Origin of the sequence: Sinorhizobium sp. B11 (assembly GCA_039725955.1) — a bacterium.
Classification (GTDB): domain Bacteria; phylum Pseudomonadota; class Alphaproteobacteria; order Rhizobiales; family Rhizobiaceae; genus Rhizobium.
In genome coordinates this window covers 4108852-4125824 of sequence record CP091034.1, presented here as the reverse complement: position 1 = coordinate 4125824, position 16973 = coordinate 4108852, and the positions used below count along the sequence as shown (strand labels likewise).

Below are 16973 nucleotides of genomic sequence, written 5' to 3'. Positions count from 1 at the left end.
GGCGAGCGCAAGTCTCAGTGATGTGGATGCACGCACTTGCCGTGATCGGCCAGCACCTCGATGACCCGGCACTGGTCGACGCGACCATGGCCGCAGCCTTCGACCATCTGTTCCAGCTCTGCCTTCAGGGCATTGAGGCTGCGGATGCGCTGCTCGACCTCGATCAGGCGGGCCTTGGCGATGGCATCGGCGGATGCGCAGGACTGGTGAGGGTCGTCCTGAAGCTGCAAGAGAGTGCGGATTGCCTCGATCTCGAAGCCGAGCTCGCGGGCATGGCGGATGAAGGCAAGACGGTTGAGATCCGATGGCTCGTAGGAGCGCTGATTGCCCTCGCTGCGGCTCGGCGCAGATAGCAGACCGATGCCCTCATAATAGCGGATCGTCGGCACTTTGACGCCGCTCTGGCGGGCAGCTTCACCGATGGTGATCTTTTTCATGATTTTCCTCTTGCACCTCTAGTCGCTAGAGGATGTAGGAACGATACTGCCTACAAGCAAGGATCGAAATCATGAGCGAAGCAGCACAGGCACGGTACCGGGTTGGCGGCATGGATTGCGCCGCCTGCGCAACGAAAATCGATATGGCCGTCAGGCGCGTGCCCGGCGTCGAAGACGTCTCCGTGTCGGTGACGGCAGGCACGATGACGGTGCGCCACGACGGCAGCAGTGATCTCAAGGCGATCGAGAAGAAAGTGACCGGCCTCGGTTATTCGGTTGCTCCGCTCACGGGCAAGGCTCCAGCTCGAGAGAGCAAGCCCGCGCATGACCATGCGCATCACGACCACGATCACGGGCACAGCCATGATCGCCACGGGCACGAGCATGATGAACATGACCATGAAGGCCATGATCACAATCATGCCGACCACGGGCATTCGCATGATGCCCCGGAAGTGGAAGGCCTGCACGGCCACGATCACGGGCCTATGAGCGGTCCCTGGTGGCAGAGCAAGAAGGGCCGATTGACGATCCTTTCCGGACTTGCACTCGTCGTTGCCTATGTCGTGGGCCACCTGGTGCCTTCGGTTGCTCCGTACGCTTTCATCATCGCCATGCTGGTGGGGCTGGTGCCGATCGCGCGTCGCGCGGTCATGGCCGCACTTTCCGGCACGCCCTTTTCCATTGAAATGCTGATGACGATCGCTGCTGTTGGCGCGGTCATCATCAATGCCGGTGAAGAGGCAGCGACGGTCGTGTTCCTGTTCCTCGTTGGCGAATTGCTGGAAGGGGTTGCCGCCGGCAAGGCGCGCGCCAGCATCCAGTCGCTGACGACGCTGGTGCCGAAGAATGCACTGCTCGAGGCGGCTGGCGAAGTGAAGGAAGTGCCGGCCGAGACGCTTGCGGTCGGTTCCATCATTCTCGTGCGGCCGGGAGACCGGATTTCCGCCGACGGCACCATTCTTTCCGGTGAAAGCGCGATCGACGAGGCGCCGGTGACGGGCGAAAGCACGCCGGTGCGCAAGGGCGCAGGCGAAACGGTGTTCGCCGGCACGGTGAATGGCGACGCTGCATTGCGCGTCCGTGTCACGGCAGCTGCCGAGGACAACACGATTGCCCGCGTCGTCAAGCTTATAGAGGAGGCCCAGGAATCGAAGGCACCTACGGAACGCTTCATCGACCGTTTCTCCCGCTACTATACGCCTGGTGTCGTCGTCGTGGCGGCCCTGGTCGCCGTTCTGCCGCCGCTGCTGATGGGCGGAGCATGGGGCGAATGGATCTACAAGGGACTCGCGATCCTTTTGATCGGGTGCCCTTGCGCGCTGGTCATTTCCACGCCGGCAGCGATTGCCGCCTCGCTTTCGGCGGGCGCGCGCCGCGGTCTGCTGATGAAGGGTGGGGCGGTTCTGGAATCGCTCGGCAAGGTGACGGCTGTTGCCTTCGATAAAACCGGTACGCTGACCGAAGGCAAGCCGCAGGTCACCGATATCATCGCCTATGGGCGCTCGGAGGCTGAGGTGCTTTCGCGCGCTGCCGTTCTCGAGCAGGGCTCCAGCCATCCGCTGGCGCTGGCGATCCTCAACCGTGCCAAGGCCGATGCCGTGCCCGTGCCGCCGGCCTTCGAAGTGGAAGCGCTGCCCGGCAAGGGCATGACCGGGAAGGTGGGTGGGGAGACGCTCGATCTGCTGTCGCCGCCGGCCGCGCGCGAGCGCGGGGCGCTGAATGCCGAACAGGATGAGCGGGTCGCGGCGCTGAATGGCGCGGGCAAGAGCGTCTCGGTCCTGCTCATCAATGGTGTCGCCGCCGGTCTCATCGCCATGCGCGACGAGCCACGCGACGACGCCAAGAGCGGGCTTGCGACGCTGAAGGCGGCAGGCGTGCGCGCCATCATGTTGACCGGCGACAACAAGCGCACGGCAGCAGCCGTTGCCGGTGACCTCGGCATCGACTGGCGCGGCGAGCTGCTGCCGCAGGACAAGCAGCGCATTGTTGGCGAATTGAAGAAGGAAGGATTGTTCGTTGCCAAGGTCGGTGACGGCATCAATGATGCGCCTGCACTTGCCGCAGCCGATGTTGGCATCGCCATGGGCGGCGGCACCGACGTTGCGCTGGAAACGGCGGATGCGGCGGTACTGCATGGGCGTGTCGGCGACGTTGCCCGCATGATCGACCTTTCGAAGCGGACGATGCGGAATATCTTCCAGAACATCACCATCGCGCTCGGGCTGAAGGCCGTGTTCCTGGTCACCACCATCGTCGGTATTACCGGCCTGTGGCCAGCGATCCTCGCGGATACAGGCGCGACGGTGCTGGTGACGATGAATGCACTTCGCCTTCTTCGCATAAAGATATAAAGATTTCTTTATGTCGTCTTGACGATCCGATGCGACAGGTGCATGCTTGTCGCATCGTGGTTCTCTGGATTTGACGATCCTGAGCTAAGAGGGAATTCGGTGAGGCTAACGCCAAGACCGAAGCTGCCCCCGCAACTGTAAGCGGATAGACACCGTCCTTCGACGTCACTGGGAAGACGCCTGGGAAGACTGGATGGTGTTGAAGACCCGCAAGCCAGGAGACCTGCCGCGATAGATAACGTCCACGGGCGGGGTGTCCCGGTGTGCCGCTTTGCGCGAGACGGCACGTCTGTAGCCACACCTCGTCGATGCGTTGCGCCTGAGCCTTGCCCATAACCTTCGGGGTAAGGAAATGACCATCAAGACTGCAAATCTCGGCTTTCCCAGGATCGGAAAGCATCGCGAACTCAAATTCGCACTGGAAAGCTATTGGGCCGACAGGTTCGATGCCGGCGTGCTTCTCGATGTCGGCAAGCGGCTGCGGGCGCAAAACTGGGCCCTGCAGAAAGAGAAGGGGATCGATATCATCCCCTCCAATGATTTTTCGTTCTATGACCATGTGCTCGACACGACTGTCATGGTCGGCGCCATACCTTCGGCCTATGGCTGGAAGGGCGGGCCTGTTGCGCTCGATACCTATTTCGCCATGGCGCGCGGCTCGACCGGCGAAGAGGCGCATGCCGATTGCGGCCACCAGCATCACCACGGTCATGGCGTGCCAGCGCTGGAAATGACCAAGTGGTTCGACACAAACTACCACTACATGGTGCCGGAACTCGGTCCCGATCAATTCTTCGCGCTGACCGCAAACAGGCCGCTCGATGCCTTCATCGAGGCGAAGACGCTTGGAATCCACACACGGCCAGTCATCCTCGGTCCTGTCACCTTCCTGAAACTCGCCAAGGGAACCGAGGAAGGTTTTGCGCCGATCAGCCTGCTTGAACGCCTGTTGCCTGTTTACGCGAGAGTGCTTGCGGAACTGAGCGCTGCCGGTGCCGACTGGGTACAGATCGACGAACCCTGCCTGGTGCTGGATCTCTCAGGAGAAGAGCAGGCAGCACTGAAATGTGCCTATCGCGCGCTGCATGAGCTGGTACCGAACCTGAAGATCATGCTCGCCACCTATTTCGGCAATATAGGCGATAACCTGCCGACGGCGCTCGCATTGCCGGTTTCCGGCCTGCATGTCGATCTCGTTCGTGCTCCGCAGCAGATCGATGCCCTTCTCAAGGCGTCCCCCGATTTGACGCTGTCGCTCGGCATCATCGACGGACGCAATATCTGGAGGGCGGACCTTGCCGCGATCCTGAAAAAGATCGAGCCACTGGTTCAGCGCTTCGGTGCGGATGGGCTGCAGATCGCGCCGTCCTGCTCGCTGCTGCATGTGCCGATCGACCTGGATCTGGAAACCGGACTGGATGAGGAGCTGACGTCGTGGCTCGCTTTCGCCACCCAGAAACTCGATGAACTCTCGGCGCTCGGCAGTTCCGGCGGGGCTTATCAAGTAATTGCTGCAGCCTCTCAGGCCGTTGCCTCTCGAGCGGCTTCTCCACGTGTGAATGATCTCAAAGTCAGGCAGCGGGTCGCGGCAATCGATGAGACGATGATGACGCGGAGCAGCGGTTTTGCCGAGCGGACCAACCTGCAGGAGCGCAAGCTTCGCCTGCCGCTCTTCCCGACAACGACGATCGGCTCCTTCCCGCAGACGTCTGACGTGCGCAAGTCCCGCTCGGCCTTCGCGAAGGGTACGATCAGCGAGGCGGACTACGATGCCTTCCTGAAAAAGGAGACTGAAGCGGCGATCCGCTGGCAGGAGGAAATCGGTCTCGACGTGCTCGTCCACGGGGAATTCGAGCGCAACGACATGGTGCAGTATTTCGGTGAGCAGCTTTCCGGTTTCGCCTTTACGCAACATGCCTGGGTGCAGAGCTACGGTTCACGCTATGTCCGCCCGCCTATCATCTTCGGCGATGTCTCTCGGCCGAAGCCGATGACAGTCGAGTGGTGGCGCTACGCGCAGTCGCTGACGGACAAGCCGGTCAAGGGAATGCTGACCGGGCCGGTGACGATCCTCAACTGGTCCTTCGTGCGTGATGATCTTTCTCGCGCCGATGTCAGCCGGCAGATCGCTCTGGCGATCCGCGACGAAGTGCTCGATCTCGAAAAGGCGGGTGCTGCGATGATCCAGATCGACGAGGCCGCTCTCCGTGAGGGTCTGCCATTGCGCAAGGCCGACTGGAAGACCTATCTCGACTGGGCGGTCGAGAGTTTTCGCCTCTGCGCATCCGGTGTTTCCGACGAGACGCAGATCCATACGCATATGTGCTATTCGGAGTTCAACCAGATCATCGATGCCATCGCCGCGATGGATGCCGATGTGATCTCGATCGAGACTTCACGATCGAAGATGGAACTGCTGGAGGCTTTCCGCAGCTACAAATATCCGAACGAGATCGGCCCCGGCGTCTACGACATCCATTCGCCCCGCGTTCCCGAGGTCGCCGAGATGACGGAGCTTCTGACGCTGGCGCGGAAGCGTTTGACGGACGGACAGCTATGGATCAATCCAGATTGCGGATTGAAGACACGCAAGTGGGAAGAGGTTCGCCCGGCACTCGTCAACATGGTTGCCGCCGCTCGGCAGTTGCGTAACGCCGCAGCGCCGACACGCGCCTAATCGATTCATGGAGAGCCTATAGGCCGGCTCTTCCCAATGCTGCCTTCTCCACAGCCTGCTTTCGTTAACCATTCATTAACCACGTTTTTCACAGGAATGCAGCGATTTCAAACATGCCGTAACGCGATGCACAAACCATCCGTTGACGCAAACCGGGATTCGAGTACTATATCTAGTGTTCAAGGTTCCTTCGATTCGTGAGGGTCGGGGGCTAAGATGGGAATACGGTGCGTCTCGCCATGACGGCGCGACAAAGCCGGAGCTGCCCCCGCAACTGTAAGCGGCGAGCAACTGTCCGATTTCAGGTCACTGAGGCATGAAGCTTTGGGAAGGCTGGGGGCAGGGTGCTTCGACCCGCGAGCCAGGAGACCTGCCTTGAACGAGGTATCCACGGGCGGGGTGTCCGGAAGGTCGCGTATACGCAGGCGGATCAAATCCGCGCCTGTTGCGCTGCCCCCGAATGTCCGCTGAACACTTCGGGGTTGAAGTCATGTTGAAAGCATTAAAACCGCCGCCCGCCCAGATCGTGCGGGGAAGAGTGTTCGGCGTGTAAAGCGCCAACTTTGTCAGATCAATACCAAGCGTTGCCTCGGACGCCGCAAGGCGCCCGATCCCAGTATTGCGTCCGGAATCCATTGACATCACGAGGAACATGATGAGCGTTACCGTTTACAGCAAGCCTGCCTGCGTACAGTGCACCGCTACCTACCGCGCCCTCGACCGTCTGGGCGTCGATTACCAGATCATCGATATCTCCGAGGATGCCGAGGCGCTCGATCGCGTGCGCGGCATGGGCTACATGCAGGTTCCGGTCGTCGTTGCCGGCGAGAACCACTGGGCGGGCTTCCGTCCCGACATGATCAGCGCGCTCTCCTGACCGGAGAAAAGCGGTGGGCCTGATCGTCTATTATTCCAGCCGGTCCGAGAATACCCATCGTTTCGTCGAGAGGCTGGGACTGCGCGCGGCGCGCATTCCCGCTGGCGCTGAAGACATCCACATTCGCGAACCCTATGTGCTGATCTCGCCCACCTATTGCGGGGACGGCGGAAAAGGGGCCGTGCCCAAGCAGGTGATTCGTTTCCTCAACGATGCGGAAAACCGCTCCAACATCCGCGGCGTCATTGCTGCGGGCAACAGCAATTTCGGCGAGACCTACGGGCTTGCCGGCGACGTGATCTCGCAAAAATGCCAGGTGCCTTACCTCTACCGGTTCGAGCTCCTGGGGACTGCCGAGGATGTCGCCAATGTCAAAGACGGGATGGGACGATTTTGGACACGGGGACAAATCTGACGCGGGATGCGGGCGTCAAGCCGCTCAAGGCCGCGGAAGCGCTGGATTATCACGCGCTGAACGCGATGCTGAACCTCTATGACGATGAGGGCAAGATCCAGCTCGACAAGGACCGCATGGCGGCCAAGCAGTATTTCCTGCAGCATGTGAACCAGAACACGGTGTTCTTCCATAATCTCCGGGAGAAGCTCGATTATCTGGTAACTGAAGGCTATTACGAGCGGGAAGTGCTCGACCAGTATTCCTTCAATTTCGTCCGCGACCTGTTCGACGAAGCCTATGCCAAGAAGTTCCGGTTCCCGACCTTCCTCGGCGCCTTCAAATATTACACCAGCTACACGCTGAAGACCTTCGACGGAAAGCGCTACCTGGAGCGTTATGAAGACCGTATCTGCATGGTGGCGCTCGCGCTTGCCAGAGGCAATGAACAGCTTGCCCGCGATCTGATGGAAGAGGTCATCTCCGGCCGTTTCCAGCCGGCAACGCCAACCTTCCTCAATGCCGGCAAGAAGCAGCGTGGCGAACTCGTCTCCTGCTTCCTTCTGCGTGTCGAAGACAATATGGAATCGATCGGTCGCTCCATCAATTCGGCGCTGCAGCTGTCCAAGCGTGGCGGAGGCGTTGCGCTGTCCTTGACGAACATCCGCGAGGCCGGTGCGCCGATCAAGCAGATCGAAAACCAGTCTTCCGGCATCATTCCCGTCATGAAGCTGCTGGAAGACTCGTTCTCCTACGCCAACCAGCTTGGTGCACGGCAGGGGGCAGGTGCCGTCTATCTCAACGCGCACCACCCCGATATCATGCGCTTCCTCGATACAAAGCGCGAAAATGCCGATGAGAAGATCCGCATCAAGACGCTATCGCTCGGCGTCGTCGTGCCTGACATCACCTTCGAACTCGCCAAGAACAATGAGGATATGTACCTCTTCTCGCCCTATGACGTGGAGCGGGTCTATGGCGTCCCCTTCACCGAGATATCGGTGACGGAAAAGTATCGCGAGATGGTGGCGGATGCCCGTATCACCAAGAAGAAGATCAAGGCCCGCGAATTCTTCCAGGTGATCGCCGAAATACAGTTCGAGAGCGGCTATCCCTACATCATGTTCGAAGACACGGTGAACCGGGCAAACCCGATCGCCGGCCGCATCAGCATGAGCAACCTCTGCTCGGAAATCCTGCAGGTGAGCGAGGCCAGCGAATTCAACGACGACCTTTCGTACAAGACGATGGGCAAGGATATTTCCTGCAATCTCGGCTCGCTGAATATCGCCATGGCGATGGATTCATCCGATTTCGGCAAGACGATCGAAACCTCGATCCGCGCGCTGACGGCCGTTTCCGACATGAGCCATATCTCTTCGGTGCCTTCGATCGAGAAGGGCAATGACGATAGCCACGCGATCGGCTTGGGACAGATGAACCTGCATGGCTATCTTGCCCGCGAGCGCATCCACTATGGTTCCGAAGAAGGCGTCGATTTCACCAATATCTATTTCTACACGGTGACCTATCACGCTCTGCGTGCTTCCAACCGCCTGGCGGTCGAGCATGGCGCAAGTTTCAAGGGCTTCGAGAATTCGAAATATGCCTCAGGTGACTATTTCGACAAATATACCGGGCAGGAGTGGAAGCCGGCGACCGAGAAGGTGCAGGCGCTGTTCGACGATGCCGGCATTCATATCCCGACGCAGGAAGACTGGCTGGAATTGAAGAAGGTCGTCATGTCCTCCGGGCTCTATAACCAGAACCTGCAGGCGGTGCCGCCGACGGGCTCGATCTCCTACATCAATCACTCCACCTCCTCGATCCACCCGATCGTCTCGAAGATCGAGATCCGCAAGGAAGGCAAAATCGGCCGCGTCTATTATCCGGCACCGTTCATGACCAACGACAACCTCGACTATTACGAAGATGCGTACGAGATCGGCGCGGAAAAGATCATTGATACCTATGCGGCTGCCACCCAGCATGTCGACCAGGGCCTGTCGCTGACGCTGTTCTTCCGCGACACGGCAACGACGCGCGACATCAACCGCGCCCAGATCCATGCCTGGAAGAAGGGCATCAAGACGATCTATTACATCCGTCTTCGCCAGATGGCGCTATCCGGCACCGAGGTGCAGGGCTGCGTCTCCTGCACGCTATAACCGACCGGAGAAAACCATGAACATGCAAGTCAAGCCGGTCAGCCGCGTGCGCGCCATCAACTGGAACCGCATCGAGGACGACAAGGATCTCGAGGTCTGGAACCGTCTGACCGGCAATTTCTGGCTGCCGGAAAAGGTGCCGCTGTCGAACGACATTCCGTCGTGGGGAACGCTGACGCCGGTCGAGCAGCAGCTGACGATCCGCGTCTTCACCGGGCTGACTCTGCTCGACACGATCCAGAACGGTGTCGGCTCCGTGAAGTTGATGGCGGATGCGGTCACCCCGCATGAGGAAGCAGTGCTTTCCAACATCTCCTTCATGGAAGCGGTGCATGCACGCTCCTATTCCTCGATCTTCTCCACGCTCTGCCTCACGCCCGATGTCGACGATGCCTATCGGTGGTCGGAAGAGAATGAGTTCCTGCAGAAGAAGTCGGCGCTGATCATGGAGCACTATGCGTCCGGCGATCCCTTGAAGAAGAAGGTCGCGAGCGTCTTCCTCGAGAGCTTCCTCTTCTATTCAGGCTTCTATCTGCCGATGTACTGGTCAAGCCGCGCCAAGCTGACCAACACCGCCGACATGATCCGCCTCATTATCAGAGACGAGGCCGTGCATGGCTATTATATCGGCTACAAGTTTCAGCGCGGACTGGAAAAACTCTCAGAAGAGCGCCGGCAGGAGATCAAGGACTTCGCCTTCGATCTGCTCCTCGAACTCTACGACAACGAGGCTAAATATACCGAAGCGCTCTATGATGGCGTTGGGCTGACGGAGGACGTCAAGAAGTTCCTGCATTACAACGCCAACAAGGCGTTGATGAACCTCGGGTACGAAGCGCTGTTTCCGGCCGAAGCCTGCAAGGTCAATCCGGCAATCCTGTCTGCGCTTTCGCCGAATGCCGATGAAAATCACGACTTCTTCTCGGGTTCCGGCTCCTCCTATGTCATCGGCAAGGCGGTGGCGACCGAGGACGAAGACTGGGATTTCTGAGGTTTATCTTTACGAAGCCTCTTATCATTCGGCCCGCTATCGCCCACATTCAGCCCGATGTGTTCGTTGAATGTGGCGTAGCGGGAGTTTTTCATGAGGCCCTCTTTCGAAGCGACTGATCCGGCAAGTGAAGATGCCGAAGGTGTCTGGCCAATCCGCAGGCGCCGAATTCTCGATTGGCTGATCAATGAGACCCGCGGCGAGCGTTTCATCGACAATATCCTGGTGGAGATGTGCAAGCGGCTGCTGGCAGCTGGCGTGCCGGTGAACCGCTCCAGCCTGCATTTCCGCACCAACCATCCGCAATGGATCGGCGCCCGCATCCTGTGGGTGGAAGGCATGGAAGAGGCGAAGATCAACACCTTTGCCTACGGGGTGGAAACCACGCCGCAATTCCTCAACAGCCCGGTCAACGAGATTCATAACGGCGCCAACGAGGTGCGGAAGAACCTGGAGGATTTGTGGGAGGGCGACGATTATCCCTTCTACCAGGAACTACGCGACGACGGCTATTCCGAATATATCGCCTGGCCGATCGATCATACGTTCGACAAGCGTCACGTCGTTACGTTCTCCACCAATAGGCCGGGCGGTTTTACCGGTGAGCACGTGGATTTCCTGCGCGATCTGCTGCCGGCTCTCACTCTCGTCAGCGAGATCAGGCTCAAGAACATCATGGCGCGCACTCTGCTGCAGACCTATGTCGGGCCGCATGCGAGCGAACAGATTCTCTCCGGCGTCATCACCCGCGGCAGCGGCACGACCGTCGGCGCGGCGATCATGATCTGCGACCTGCGCGATTTCACTGCGATCTCCGATCTCTGGCCGCGCGACGACGTCATCCAGTTGCTCAATGACTATTTCGATGCAATGTCCGATCCGATCGAACGGCACGGCGGCGAAATCCTGAAGTTCATGGGCGATGGACTGCTCGCCATCTTCCCGCTGTCGAAGCCTTCTGCCTGCGAAGACCTGCTGACGGCGATCCGTGAAGGGCAGGAGGCGATGGCGAAAGTGAATGAGCAACATCAGCGCCTGGGACGTGATCCACTGCGCTATGGTGTCGGCGTCCACGTCGGCGACGTTATGTATGGTAATATCGGTTCGCGCCGGCGGCTGGATTTCACGGTCATCGGCCCGGCAGTCAACGTCGCTTCGCGGCTTGAAACCTTGACCAAGGAAGTCAGGCGGCCGGTCCTGTTGTCTCGCGCTTTCGTTGAGATGGCGACCTGCACGGAAGAGATGGACAATCTCGGCACTTTTCCTCTGCGCGGGCTTGGGGAGCCGGTGGAAGTCTTCGCTTTCCGCGAAAAGCCGACAGCCGGTCGTGACGCAGCTTAGGCTACCGGAAAATTGATCTGCGGCGGCAGGAGCAGGCTCTGGCTCTCTGCTGACGGATTGCCGATGCGCTGAAGAAGCATCTGGCCGAGATGTTCGCCCGCCTCGACCAGATCCTCGTATATGGTCTCGATCTTCGGCTGCAGATGCGTGAGGAGATGCGACGTCTCCTTGGCGACGATGTCATAGTCCTCGGCCAGAATACTGCCCGCATCACCCATTGCGCTGACGAGCGCGAGCGCAGAAACCTCACCCGGACAGACGAAGCCATCGGGAACATCGGGTGCGGTGGCGCGCGCGCGGAAGAAATCTCTAATTTCATTGGCCGGTGAATCGAGCGTAACGGCTTCCGGTATCTCGTAGGCCACGCCAGCCTCGCGCACAGCGGTCATGAAGCCATGAAGGATATGCTGGCTGAAAGTCAGCCGCTTCGGCGGCATGACGACTGCAACCTTCTTCCTGCCCTTGGCGATCAGGCGCCGGGTGGCTTGGTAGGCGAAAGCATAATTGTCGTAATCGACATAGGCATGCGGTGTCGAAAACTCCGTGCGCCCGTGAGACACGAATGGGAAGCCGACCTCCTGCAGCATCCGCACCCTCGCATCGAAGGGTTCCGTCCGTGTGAAGATCAGGCCATCGGCGAAATTGTTGCGGACGATATATTCCGCCGCTTCGAGATCCGTCGTCGACAGGAAGTTCGGGGCGACGACGAGGTGATAGGATGTCTCCTTCAACACCTTGGCGATGCCGTACATGATGGCGGTGCCGAAGCCGACGACTTCCTGATGCGGATCGAGAAGGATGCTGATGACGTTTGTGCGGCCCGTCTTCAGGCGTTGGGCAGCCCGGTCCGGCAGGTAACCGATCTCGCGGGCAATGCGATGAACGCGTTCGCGGGTCTCGACCGATATTTGCGGAGCGTCGCTTAGTGCGCGCGAAACTGTCGTTACCGCGAGACCGGTCAATGTTGCGATGGTACGCAAGGTCGGCTTGCCGCGCTTTTGCGCGCCATCCGGATTTTCACCGCGTTGCAGTTGGGACGATTCGGTCACTGAGGACATTCCGTGCTGGATCGCGGCTACCATAACACGATGAAACCGGCATGCAATCGATCAATGCAAACGATTTAAATTTTTACAATTTGTTAGGCATTGGAAAAAAGTATAATAAAAACAACGGTGCTGTGAGTTAATCATATTTTTCTCGGGAGTCGAGGAAGGGCTTGACGTCGCTGCGTTTATAACGTTTTAAATTGTCAATCGCGCTGGGAGGCGCGGTGCGGTGTTTGATCGTCATTACGGGCGGAAGACATCGGGGTGGCTGAGGAGGGTCTCGCCGCCCACTTACGAACGGGAGGATATTCATGCGCAAGTTTTTGAGCTCGGCAGCTCTTGCTGTCGTGATGATGGCTGGTTTCGGCAGCGCCCATGCGGCCGATGTCAAGGAAGTTCAGATGTTGCACTGGTGGACGTCCGGCGGTGAAGCCGCGGCGCTCAACGTGCTGAAGGGCGACCTTTCCAAGGAAGGTTACGCCTGGAAGGACGTCCCGGTTGCCGGCGGTGGCGGTGACGCAGCCATGACCGCGCTGAAGGCGATGGTCGCGGCCGGTACCTATCCGACGGCATCGCAGATGCTCGGCTATACGGTGCTTGACTACGCCCAGGCTGGCGTGATGGGCGACCTGACCGAGACGGCGAAGAAGGAAGGCTGGGACAAGTCTGTGCCGGCGGCACTGCAGAAATTCTCTGTCTATGACGGCAAGTGGGTCGCAGCACCTGTCAACGTTCACTCCGTCAACTGGCTGTGGATCAACAAGTCCGTCATGGACAAGATCGGCGGCACGCAGCCGAAGACCTTCGACGACCTGACCGCCCTGCTCGACAAGGCGAAGGCAGCCGGTGTCATTCCGCTCGCACTCGGCGGTCAGAACTGGCAGGAAGCCACGATGTTCGACTCCATCGTGCTCTCGACCGGTGGTCCGGAATTCTACAAGAAGGCTTTCAACGACCTCGACGAGGCTTCGCTGAAGTCCGACACGATGAAGAAGTCGTTCGATAACCTTGCCAAGATCATCCAGTATGTCGACCCGAACTTCTCGGGCCGCGACTGGAACCTGGCAACCGCGATGGTCATCAAGGGCGACGCTCTGGTGCAGGTCATGGGTGACTGGGCGAAGGGCGAATTCGTTGCCGCCAAGAAGACCCCTGATACCGACTTCCTGTGCTACCGCTTCCCGGGCACCGACGGCAGCGTGATCTACAACTCCGACATGTTCGGCATGTTCAACGTTCCTGACGACCGCAAGGCCGCTCAGGTAGCGCTCGCCACGGCAACGCTGTCGAAGAGCTTCCAGTCCGCTTTCAACGTCGTCAAGGGTTCGGTTCCGGCCCGTACCGACGTTCCGGATACGGATTTCGACGCTTGCGGCAAGAAGGGTATTGCCGACCTGAAAGCTGCCAACGAGGGCGGCACGCTGTTCGGCTCGCTGGCACAGGGTTATGGCGCGCCTCCGGCTATCGCCAACGCCTATAAGGACGTTGTCTCGAAGTTCGTTCATGGTCAGATCAAGACCTCCGACGACGCTGTTACCCAGCTCGTCCAGGCCATCGACGACGCCCGCTAATATTCCCATCGACAACGGCTTTCCCGCGCGATGCGCGGGAAAGCCTCAGCCCCTGCGGGTGCTGGAGGAGATGATTTCATGAGCACAGTTGCGACCACAGACCCGATACTGACGTCGAAGTCCTCAAGCCGGACGTCCATTCGTGGCCGGCTGCAGGATGCGCTGCCGAAGATCGTGCTGGCGCCAAGTTTTCTCATCACGGTGATTTTCGTCTACGGCTTCATCGTCTGGACAGCCTATCTCTCCTTCACCAATTCCAAGACCTTTCCGTCCTATGCGCTAACGGGCACGCGTGCCTACGAGCGGCTCTGGCGCTGGACTTTCGAGAGCGACCCGCCGTCCTCGTGGTACACGTCGATTACCAATATGGGGATCTTCGGCTTCCTCTATATTTTCATCTGCCTTGGGCTCGGGCTGATGCTGGCGATTCTTCTCGATCAGAAGATCCGCGGTGAAGGCATCTTGCGGCCGATCTTCCTCTATCCGATGGCGCTGTCCTTCATCGTGACAGGCGTTGCCTGGAAATGGTTTCTCGATCCGGGCCTCGGGCTCGAGCAGACGCTGCACCATTTCGGCTGGACGAGCTTCCATTTCGACTGGATCAAGAACAAGGACTTCGTCATCTACACCGTCGTCATCGCCGGTGTCTGGCAAGCCTCCGGCTTCGTCATGGCGATGTTTCTTGCCGGCTTGCGCGGTATCGACGGCGAGATCATGAAGGCTGCCCAGATCGATGGCGCCTCGCCTTTCCAGATGTACCGCCGGATCATCATTCCGCTGCTGCGACCGATCTTCCTGTCGGCTTTCATCGTGCTCGCCCATATGGCGATCAAGTCCTACGACCTTGTGGTGGCGCTGACCTCCGGCGGCCCCGGTGGCTCGGCCTGGCTGCCGTCCAATTTCATGTACGAATACACGTTCAAGCGGAATGAAATGGCTGTCGGTTCTGCAAGCGCCATCATCATGCTGATGACCATCTCGGCCATCATCGTTCCCTATCTCTATTCCGAATTGAGGGAGAAGGGACGATGAGCAGCATTGCCTCTTCCGAAATCGCAACTTCGCATGGCGGCACTAGCGGTCGCTGGATCGGCCGTGTCGTCATCTACGGCCTGCTGTTGATCTTTGCCGTTCTTTACCTGATGCCGCTTTTCGTCATGCTGACGACCTCGTTCAAGACCATGGACGAAATCCAGAACGGCAATATGCTGGCGCTGCCGCAGTCGCCGACACTCGATCCGTGGTTCAAGGCCTGGGGCGAGACCTGTGTCGGCCTCACCTGCGCCGGCATCAAGGGCTACTTCTGGAATTCGATCAAGATGGTCGTGCCGGCCGTCGCGATCTCCACCATTCTCGGCGCGCTCAACGGCTACGTACTGACCAAGTGGCGCTTTCCTGGCGATACGCTGGTTTTCGGCCTGATGCTGTTTGCCTGCTTCATACCGTTCCAGTCCGTGCTGCTGCCGATGGCCACCATTCTCGGTTTTCTCGGCCGTTTTGGCACGACCCTTCAGAACGCGACCGGATTCAGCTTCGGCTTCGGCAATCCGACGGTGAACCTGGTTTTCGTGCATGTCGTCTACGGTCTCGGCTTCACGACGCTCTTCTTCCGCAATTTCTACGAAGCCTTCCCGACGGAGTTGGTGAAGGCAGCGCAGGTCGATGGCGCGAGCTTCTTCCAGATCTTTCGCCGCATCATGCTGCCGAACTCGCTGCCGATCATCGTCGTCACGGTCATCTACCAGTTTACCAATATCTGGAACGACTTCCTCTTCGCTTCGGCCTATGCCGGCACGGGCGAATCGATGCCGATGACGGTGGCGTTGAACAACGTCGTCAATACTTCGACCGGCGTCGTCGAATACAATGTCAACATGGCTGCCGCGATGATCGCGGCCGTTCCTACGCTCATCGTCTATATCCTCGCCGGCCGCTATTTCGTGCGCGGTCTGATGGCGGGCGCCGTCAAAGGGTGATCCATGGCTTTCCTTGAAATTTCCGGTCTCAAGAAGCGTTTCGGCGCCGTCGATATTCTCAAGGGGATCGATCTGGAACTCGAAAAGGGCGGCTTCCTGGTGCTGGTCGGTCCGTCCGGTTGCGGCAAGTCGACACTGCTCAACACGATTGCCGGGCTCGAGGCGATCACCTCTGGCGAAATCCGTATCGATGGCCGTGCGATCAATGATCTGCATCCGTCCAAGCGTGATATCGCCATGGTCTTCCAGAGCTACGCGCTCTATCCGAACATGACGGTTGCCGGCAACATCGCCTTCGGCATGGAAATCCGCGGCGTGCCGAAGGAAGAGCGCGAAAAGGCGATCAAGCAGGTCTCCGACATGCTGCAGATCGGCCATCTGCTCGACCGCAAGCCGTCGCAGCTTTCGGGCGGACAGCGTCAGCGCGTCGCAATGGGTCGCGCGCTGGTGCGCAATCCGCAGGTCTTCCTCTTCGACGAACCGCTCTCCAACCTCGATGCGAAACTGCGCGTCGACATGCGTACGGAAATCAAGCGCCTGCACCAGCGCATGGGAACGACGATCGTCTACGTCACCCACGACCAGATCGAGGCGATGACGCTCGCGACGAAAATCGCGGTGCTGAAGGATGGCGTGCTGCAGCAGTTCGGCACGCCGGCCGAGATCTACAACAGCCCAGCCAATGTGTTCGTGGCGGATTTCATGGGATCGCCGGCGATGAACCTGGTGAACGCCACCGTCGAGAATGGCGCCGGCGGGCTGCAGGTGTCGCTGGAGCGGCCGAATGGCGAGCCGCTGAAGCTGCCCGTCAATACCGGCAACAACAGCCTGACAGGCTATACCGGTAAGCAGGTCATTTTCGGGATCCGTCCGGAAGCACTGACGGATATTGACGGAGCTGACCGCAAGGCAAAGTCGGTCGTCCATGGCGATTGCGCCATCGAGGTCGTGGAGCCGGCCGGTTCAGATACATTTGCCGTCACCAAGCTCGGCGGCAAGTCGGTAGTGGCGCGCCTTGGAGCGGATACCGGCATCCTGCCGGGCCAGAATACCCGCCTTGCCTTCAATCTCGACAAGGCGGTCTTCTTCGATCCGGCCAGCCAGTTGCGGATCGCTTAGCCAGCAAAATATTCTCTGG

13 protein-coding genes and 2 riboswitches are annotated in these 16973 nt (G+C 59.3%); of the genes, 11 read left to right on the top strand and 2 right to left on the bottom strand.

The features are described 5' to 3' along the window. Positions 1-14: 14 nt before the first annotated feature. Positions 15-437 (bottom strand): helix-turn-helix domain-containing protein, encoded by a 423-nt coding sequence (locus tag LVY75_30390; protein XAZ23071.1) that lies wholly within the window; start codon positions 435-437, stop codon positions 15-17. Positions 438-508: 71 nt separating this feature from the next. Between LVY75_30390 and cadA the strand changes: the two genes are divergently transcribed. The 7 genes from cadA to LVY75_30355 all read left to right on the top strand — a co-directional run bounded on the left by cadA (position 509) and on the right by LVY75_30355 (position 11239). Then, positions 509-2791, top strand: coding sequence for a cadmium-translocating P-type ATPase (gene cadA / locus LVY75_30385; protein ID XAZ23070.1), 2283 nt, complete (start codon positions 509-511; stop codon positions 2789-2791). A gap of 40 nt (positions 2792-2831) precedes the next feature. Further along, a riboswitch (cobalamin riboswitch) is annotated at positions 2832-3037 on the top strand. A 106-nt stretch (positions 3038-3143) separates the two neighbouring features. Next, positions 3144-5468 carry a 5-methyltetrahydropteroyltriglutamate--homocysteine S-methyltransferase gene (gene metE / locus LVY75_30380; GenBank protein XAZ23069.1) on the top strand — a complete coding sequence of 775 codons (2325 nt, stop codon included), beginning with the start codon at positions 3144-3146 and terminating at the stop codon, positions 5466-5468. A 165-nt stretch (positions 5469-5633) separates the two neighbouring features. After that, positions 5634-5861, top strand: a riboswitch (cobalamin riboswitch). 262 nt (positions 5862-6123) lie between these two features. After that, positions 6124-6345, top strand: a complete 222-nt coding sequence (gene nrdH, locus LVY75_30375; protein ID XAZ23068.1) for a glutaredoxin-like protein NrdH — start codon at positions 6124-6126, stop codon at positions 6343-6345. A 13-nt stretch (positions 6346-6358) separates the two neighbouring features. Further along, a complete protein-coding gene (nrdI, locus tag LVY75_30370) occupies positions 6359-6760 on the top strand; it encodes a class Ib ribonucleoside-diphosphate reductase assembly flavoprotein NrdI (GenBank protein ID XAZ23067.1) in 402 nt (133 codons plus the stop codon). Beyond that, complete coding sequence (gene nrdE / locus LVY75_30365; GenBank protein XAZ23066.1) at positions 6739-8907, top strand: class 1b ribonucleoside-diphosphate reductase subunit alpha; 2169 nt, start codon at positions 6739-6741, stop codon at positions 8905-8907. The genes nrdI and nrdE overlap by 22 nt, the downstream gene beginning before the upstream one ends. 16 nt (positions 8908-8923) lie before the next feature. Continuing rightward, positions 8924-9898 carry a class 1b ribonucleoside-diphosphate reductase subunit beta gene (gene nrdF / locus LVY75_30360; protein ID XAZ23065.1) on the top strand — a complete coding sequence of 325 codons (975 nt, stop codon included), beginning with the start codon at positions 8924-8926 and terminating at the stop codon, positions 9896-9898. Between the two features lie 93 nt (positions 9899-9991). Then, a complete protein-coding gene (locus LVY75_30355; GenBank protein ID XAZ23064.1) occupies positions 9992-11239 on the top strand; it encodes an adenylate/guanylate cyclase domain-containing protein in 1248 nt (415 codons plus the stop codon). Here the strand turns inward: LVY75_30355 and LVY75_30350 are convergent. Beyond that, complete coding sequence (locus LVY75_30350; GenBank protein XAZ23063.1) at positions 11236-12288, bottom strand: LacI family transcriptional regulator; 1053 nt, start codon at positions 12286-12288, stop codon at positions 11236-11238. The genes LVY75_30355 and LVY75_30350 overlap by 4 nt on opposite strands. A 311-nt stretch (positions 12289-12599) precedes the next feature. On the opposite strand from LVY75_30350, the gene LVY75_30345 reads away from it, so the two are divergent. The 4 genes from LVY75_30345 (at position 12600) to LVY75_30330 (ending at position 16954) form a co-directional block, all read left to right on the top strand. Continuing rightward, positions 12600-13859: an ABC transporter substrate-binding protein gene (locus LVY75_30345; protein ID XAZ23062.1), complete on the top strand. Its 1260-nt coding sequence runs from the start codon at positions 12600-12602 to the stop codon at positions 13857-13859. A 78-nt stretch (positions 13860-13937) separates the two neighbouring features. Then, entirely contained in the window at positions 13938-14891 is a 954-nt protein-coding gene (locus LVY75_30340; GenBank protein XAZ23061.1) for a sugar ABC transporter permease, read from the top strand. Next, positions 14888-15835 carry a carbohydrate ABC transporter permease gene (locus LVY75_30335; protein ID XAZ23060.1) on the top strand — a complete coding sequence of 316 codons (948 nt, stop codon included), beginning with the start codon at positions 14888-14890 and terminating at the stop codon, positions 15833-15835. Before LVY75_30340 ends, LVY75_30335 begins: the two co-directional genes overlap by 4 nt. A gap of 3 nt (positions 15836-15838) precedes the next feature. Beyond that, entirely contained in the window at positions 15839-16954 is a 1116-nt protein-coding gene (locus LVY75_30330) for an ABC transporter ATP-binding protein (GenBank protein ID XAZ23059.1), read from the top strand. Positions 16955-16973: the final 19 nt, after the last annotated feature.

What these genes read in the sequence shown, in the direction of transcription:
- LVY75_30390 (XAZ23071.1), bottom strand. Translation starts at nt 437, where the DNA reads ATGAAAAAGATCACCATCGGTGAAGCTGCCCGCCAGAGCGGCGTCAAA.
- cadA (XAZ23070.1), top strand. Translation starts at nt 509, where the DNA reads ATGAGCGAAGCAGCACAGGCACGGTACCGGGTTGGCGGCATGGATTGC.
- metE (XAZ23069.1), top strand. Translation starts at nt 3,144, where the DNA reads ATGACCATCAAGACTGCAAATCTCGGCTTTCCCAGGATCGGAAAGCAT.
- nrdH (XAZ23068.1), top strand. Translation starts at nt 6,124, where the DNA reads ATGAGCGTTACCGTTTACAGCAAGCCTGCCTGCGTACAGTGCACCGCT.
- nrdF (XAZ23065.1), top strand. Translation starts at nt 8,924, where the DNA reads ATGAACATGCAAGTCAAGCCGGTCAGCCGCGTGCGCGCCATCAACTGG.
- LVY75_30355 (XAZ23064.1), top strand. Translation starts at nt 9,992, where the DNA reads ATGAGGCCCTCTTTCGAAGCGACTGATCCGGCAAGTGAAGATGCCGAA.
- LVY75_30345 (XAZ23062.1), top strand. Translation starts at nt 12,600, where the DNA reads ATGCGCAAGTTTTTGAGCTCGGCAGCTCTTGCTGTCGTGATGATGGCT.
- LVY75_30340 (XAZ23061.1), top strand. Translation starts at nt 13,938, where the DNA reads ATGAGCACAGTTGCGACCACAGACCCGATACTGACGTCGAAGTCCTCA.
- LVY75_30335 (XAZ23060.1), top strand. Translation starts at nt 14,888, where the DNA reads ATGAGCAGCATTGCCTCTTCCGAAATCGCAACTTCGCATGGCGGCACT.
- LVY75_30330 (XAZ23059.1), top strand. Translation starts at nt 15,839, where the DNA reads ATGGCTTTCCTTGAAATTTCCGGTCTCAAGAAGCGTTTCGGCGCCGTC.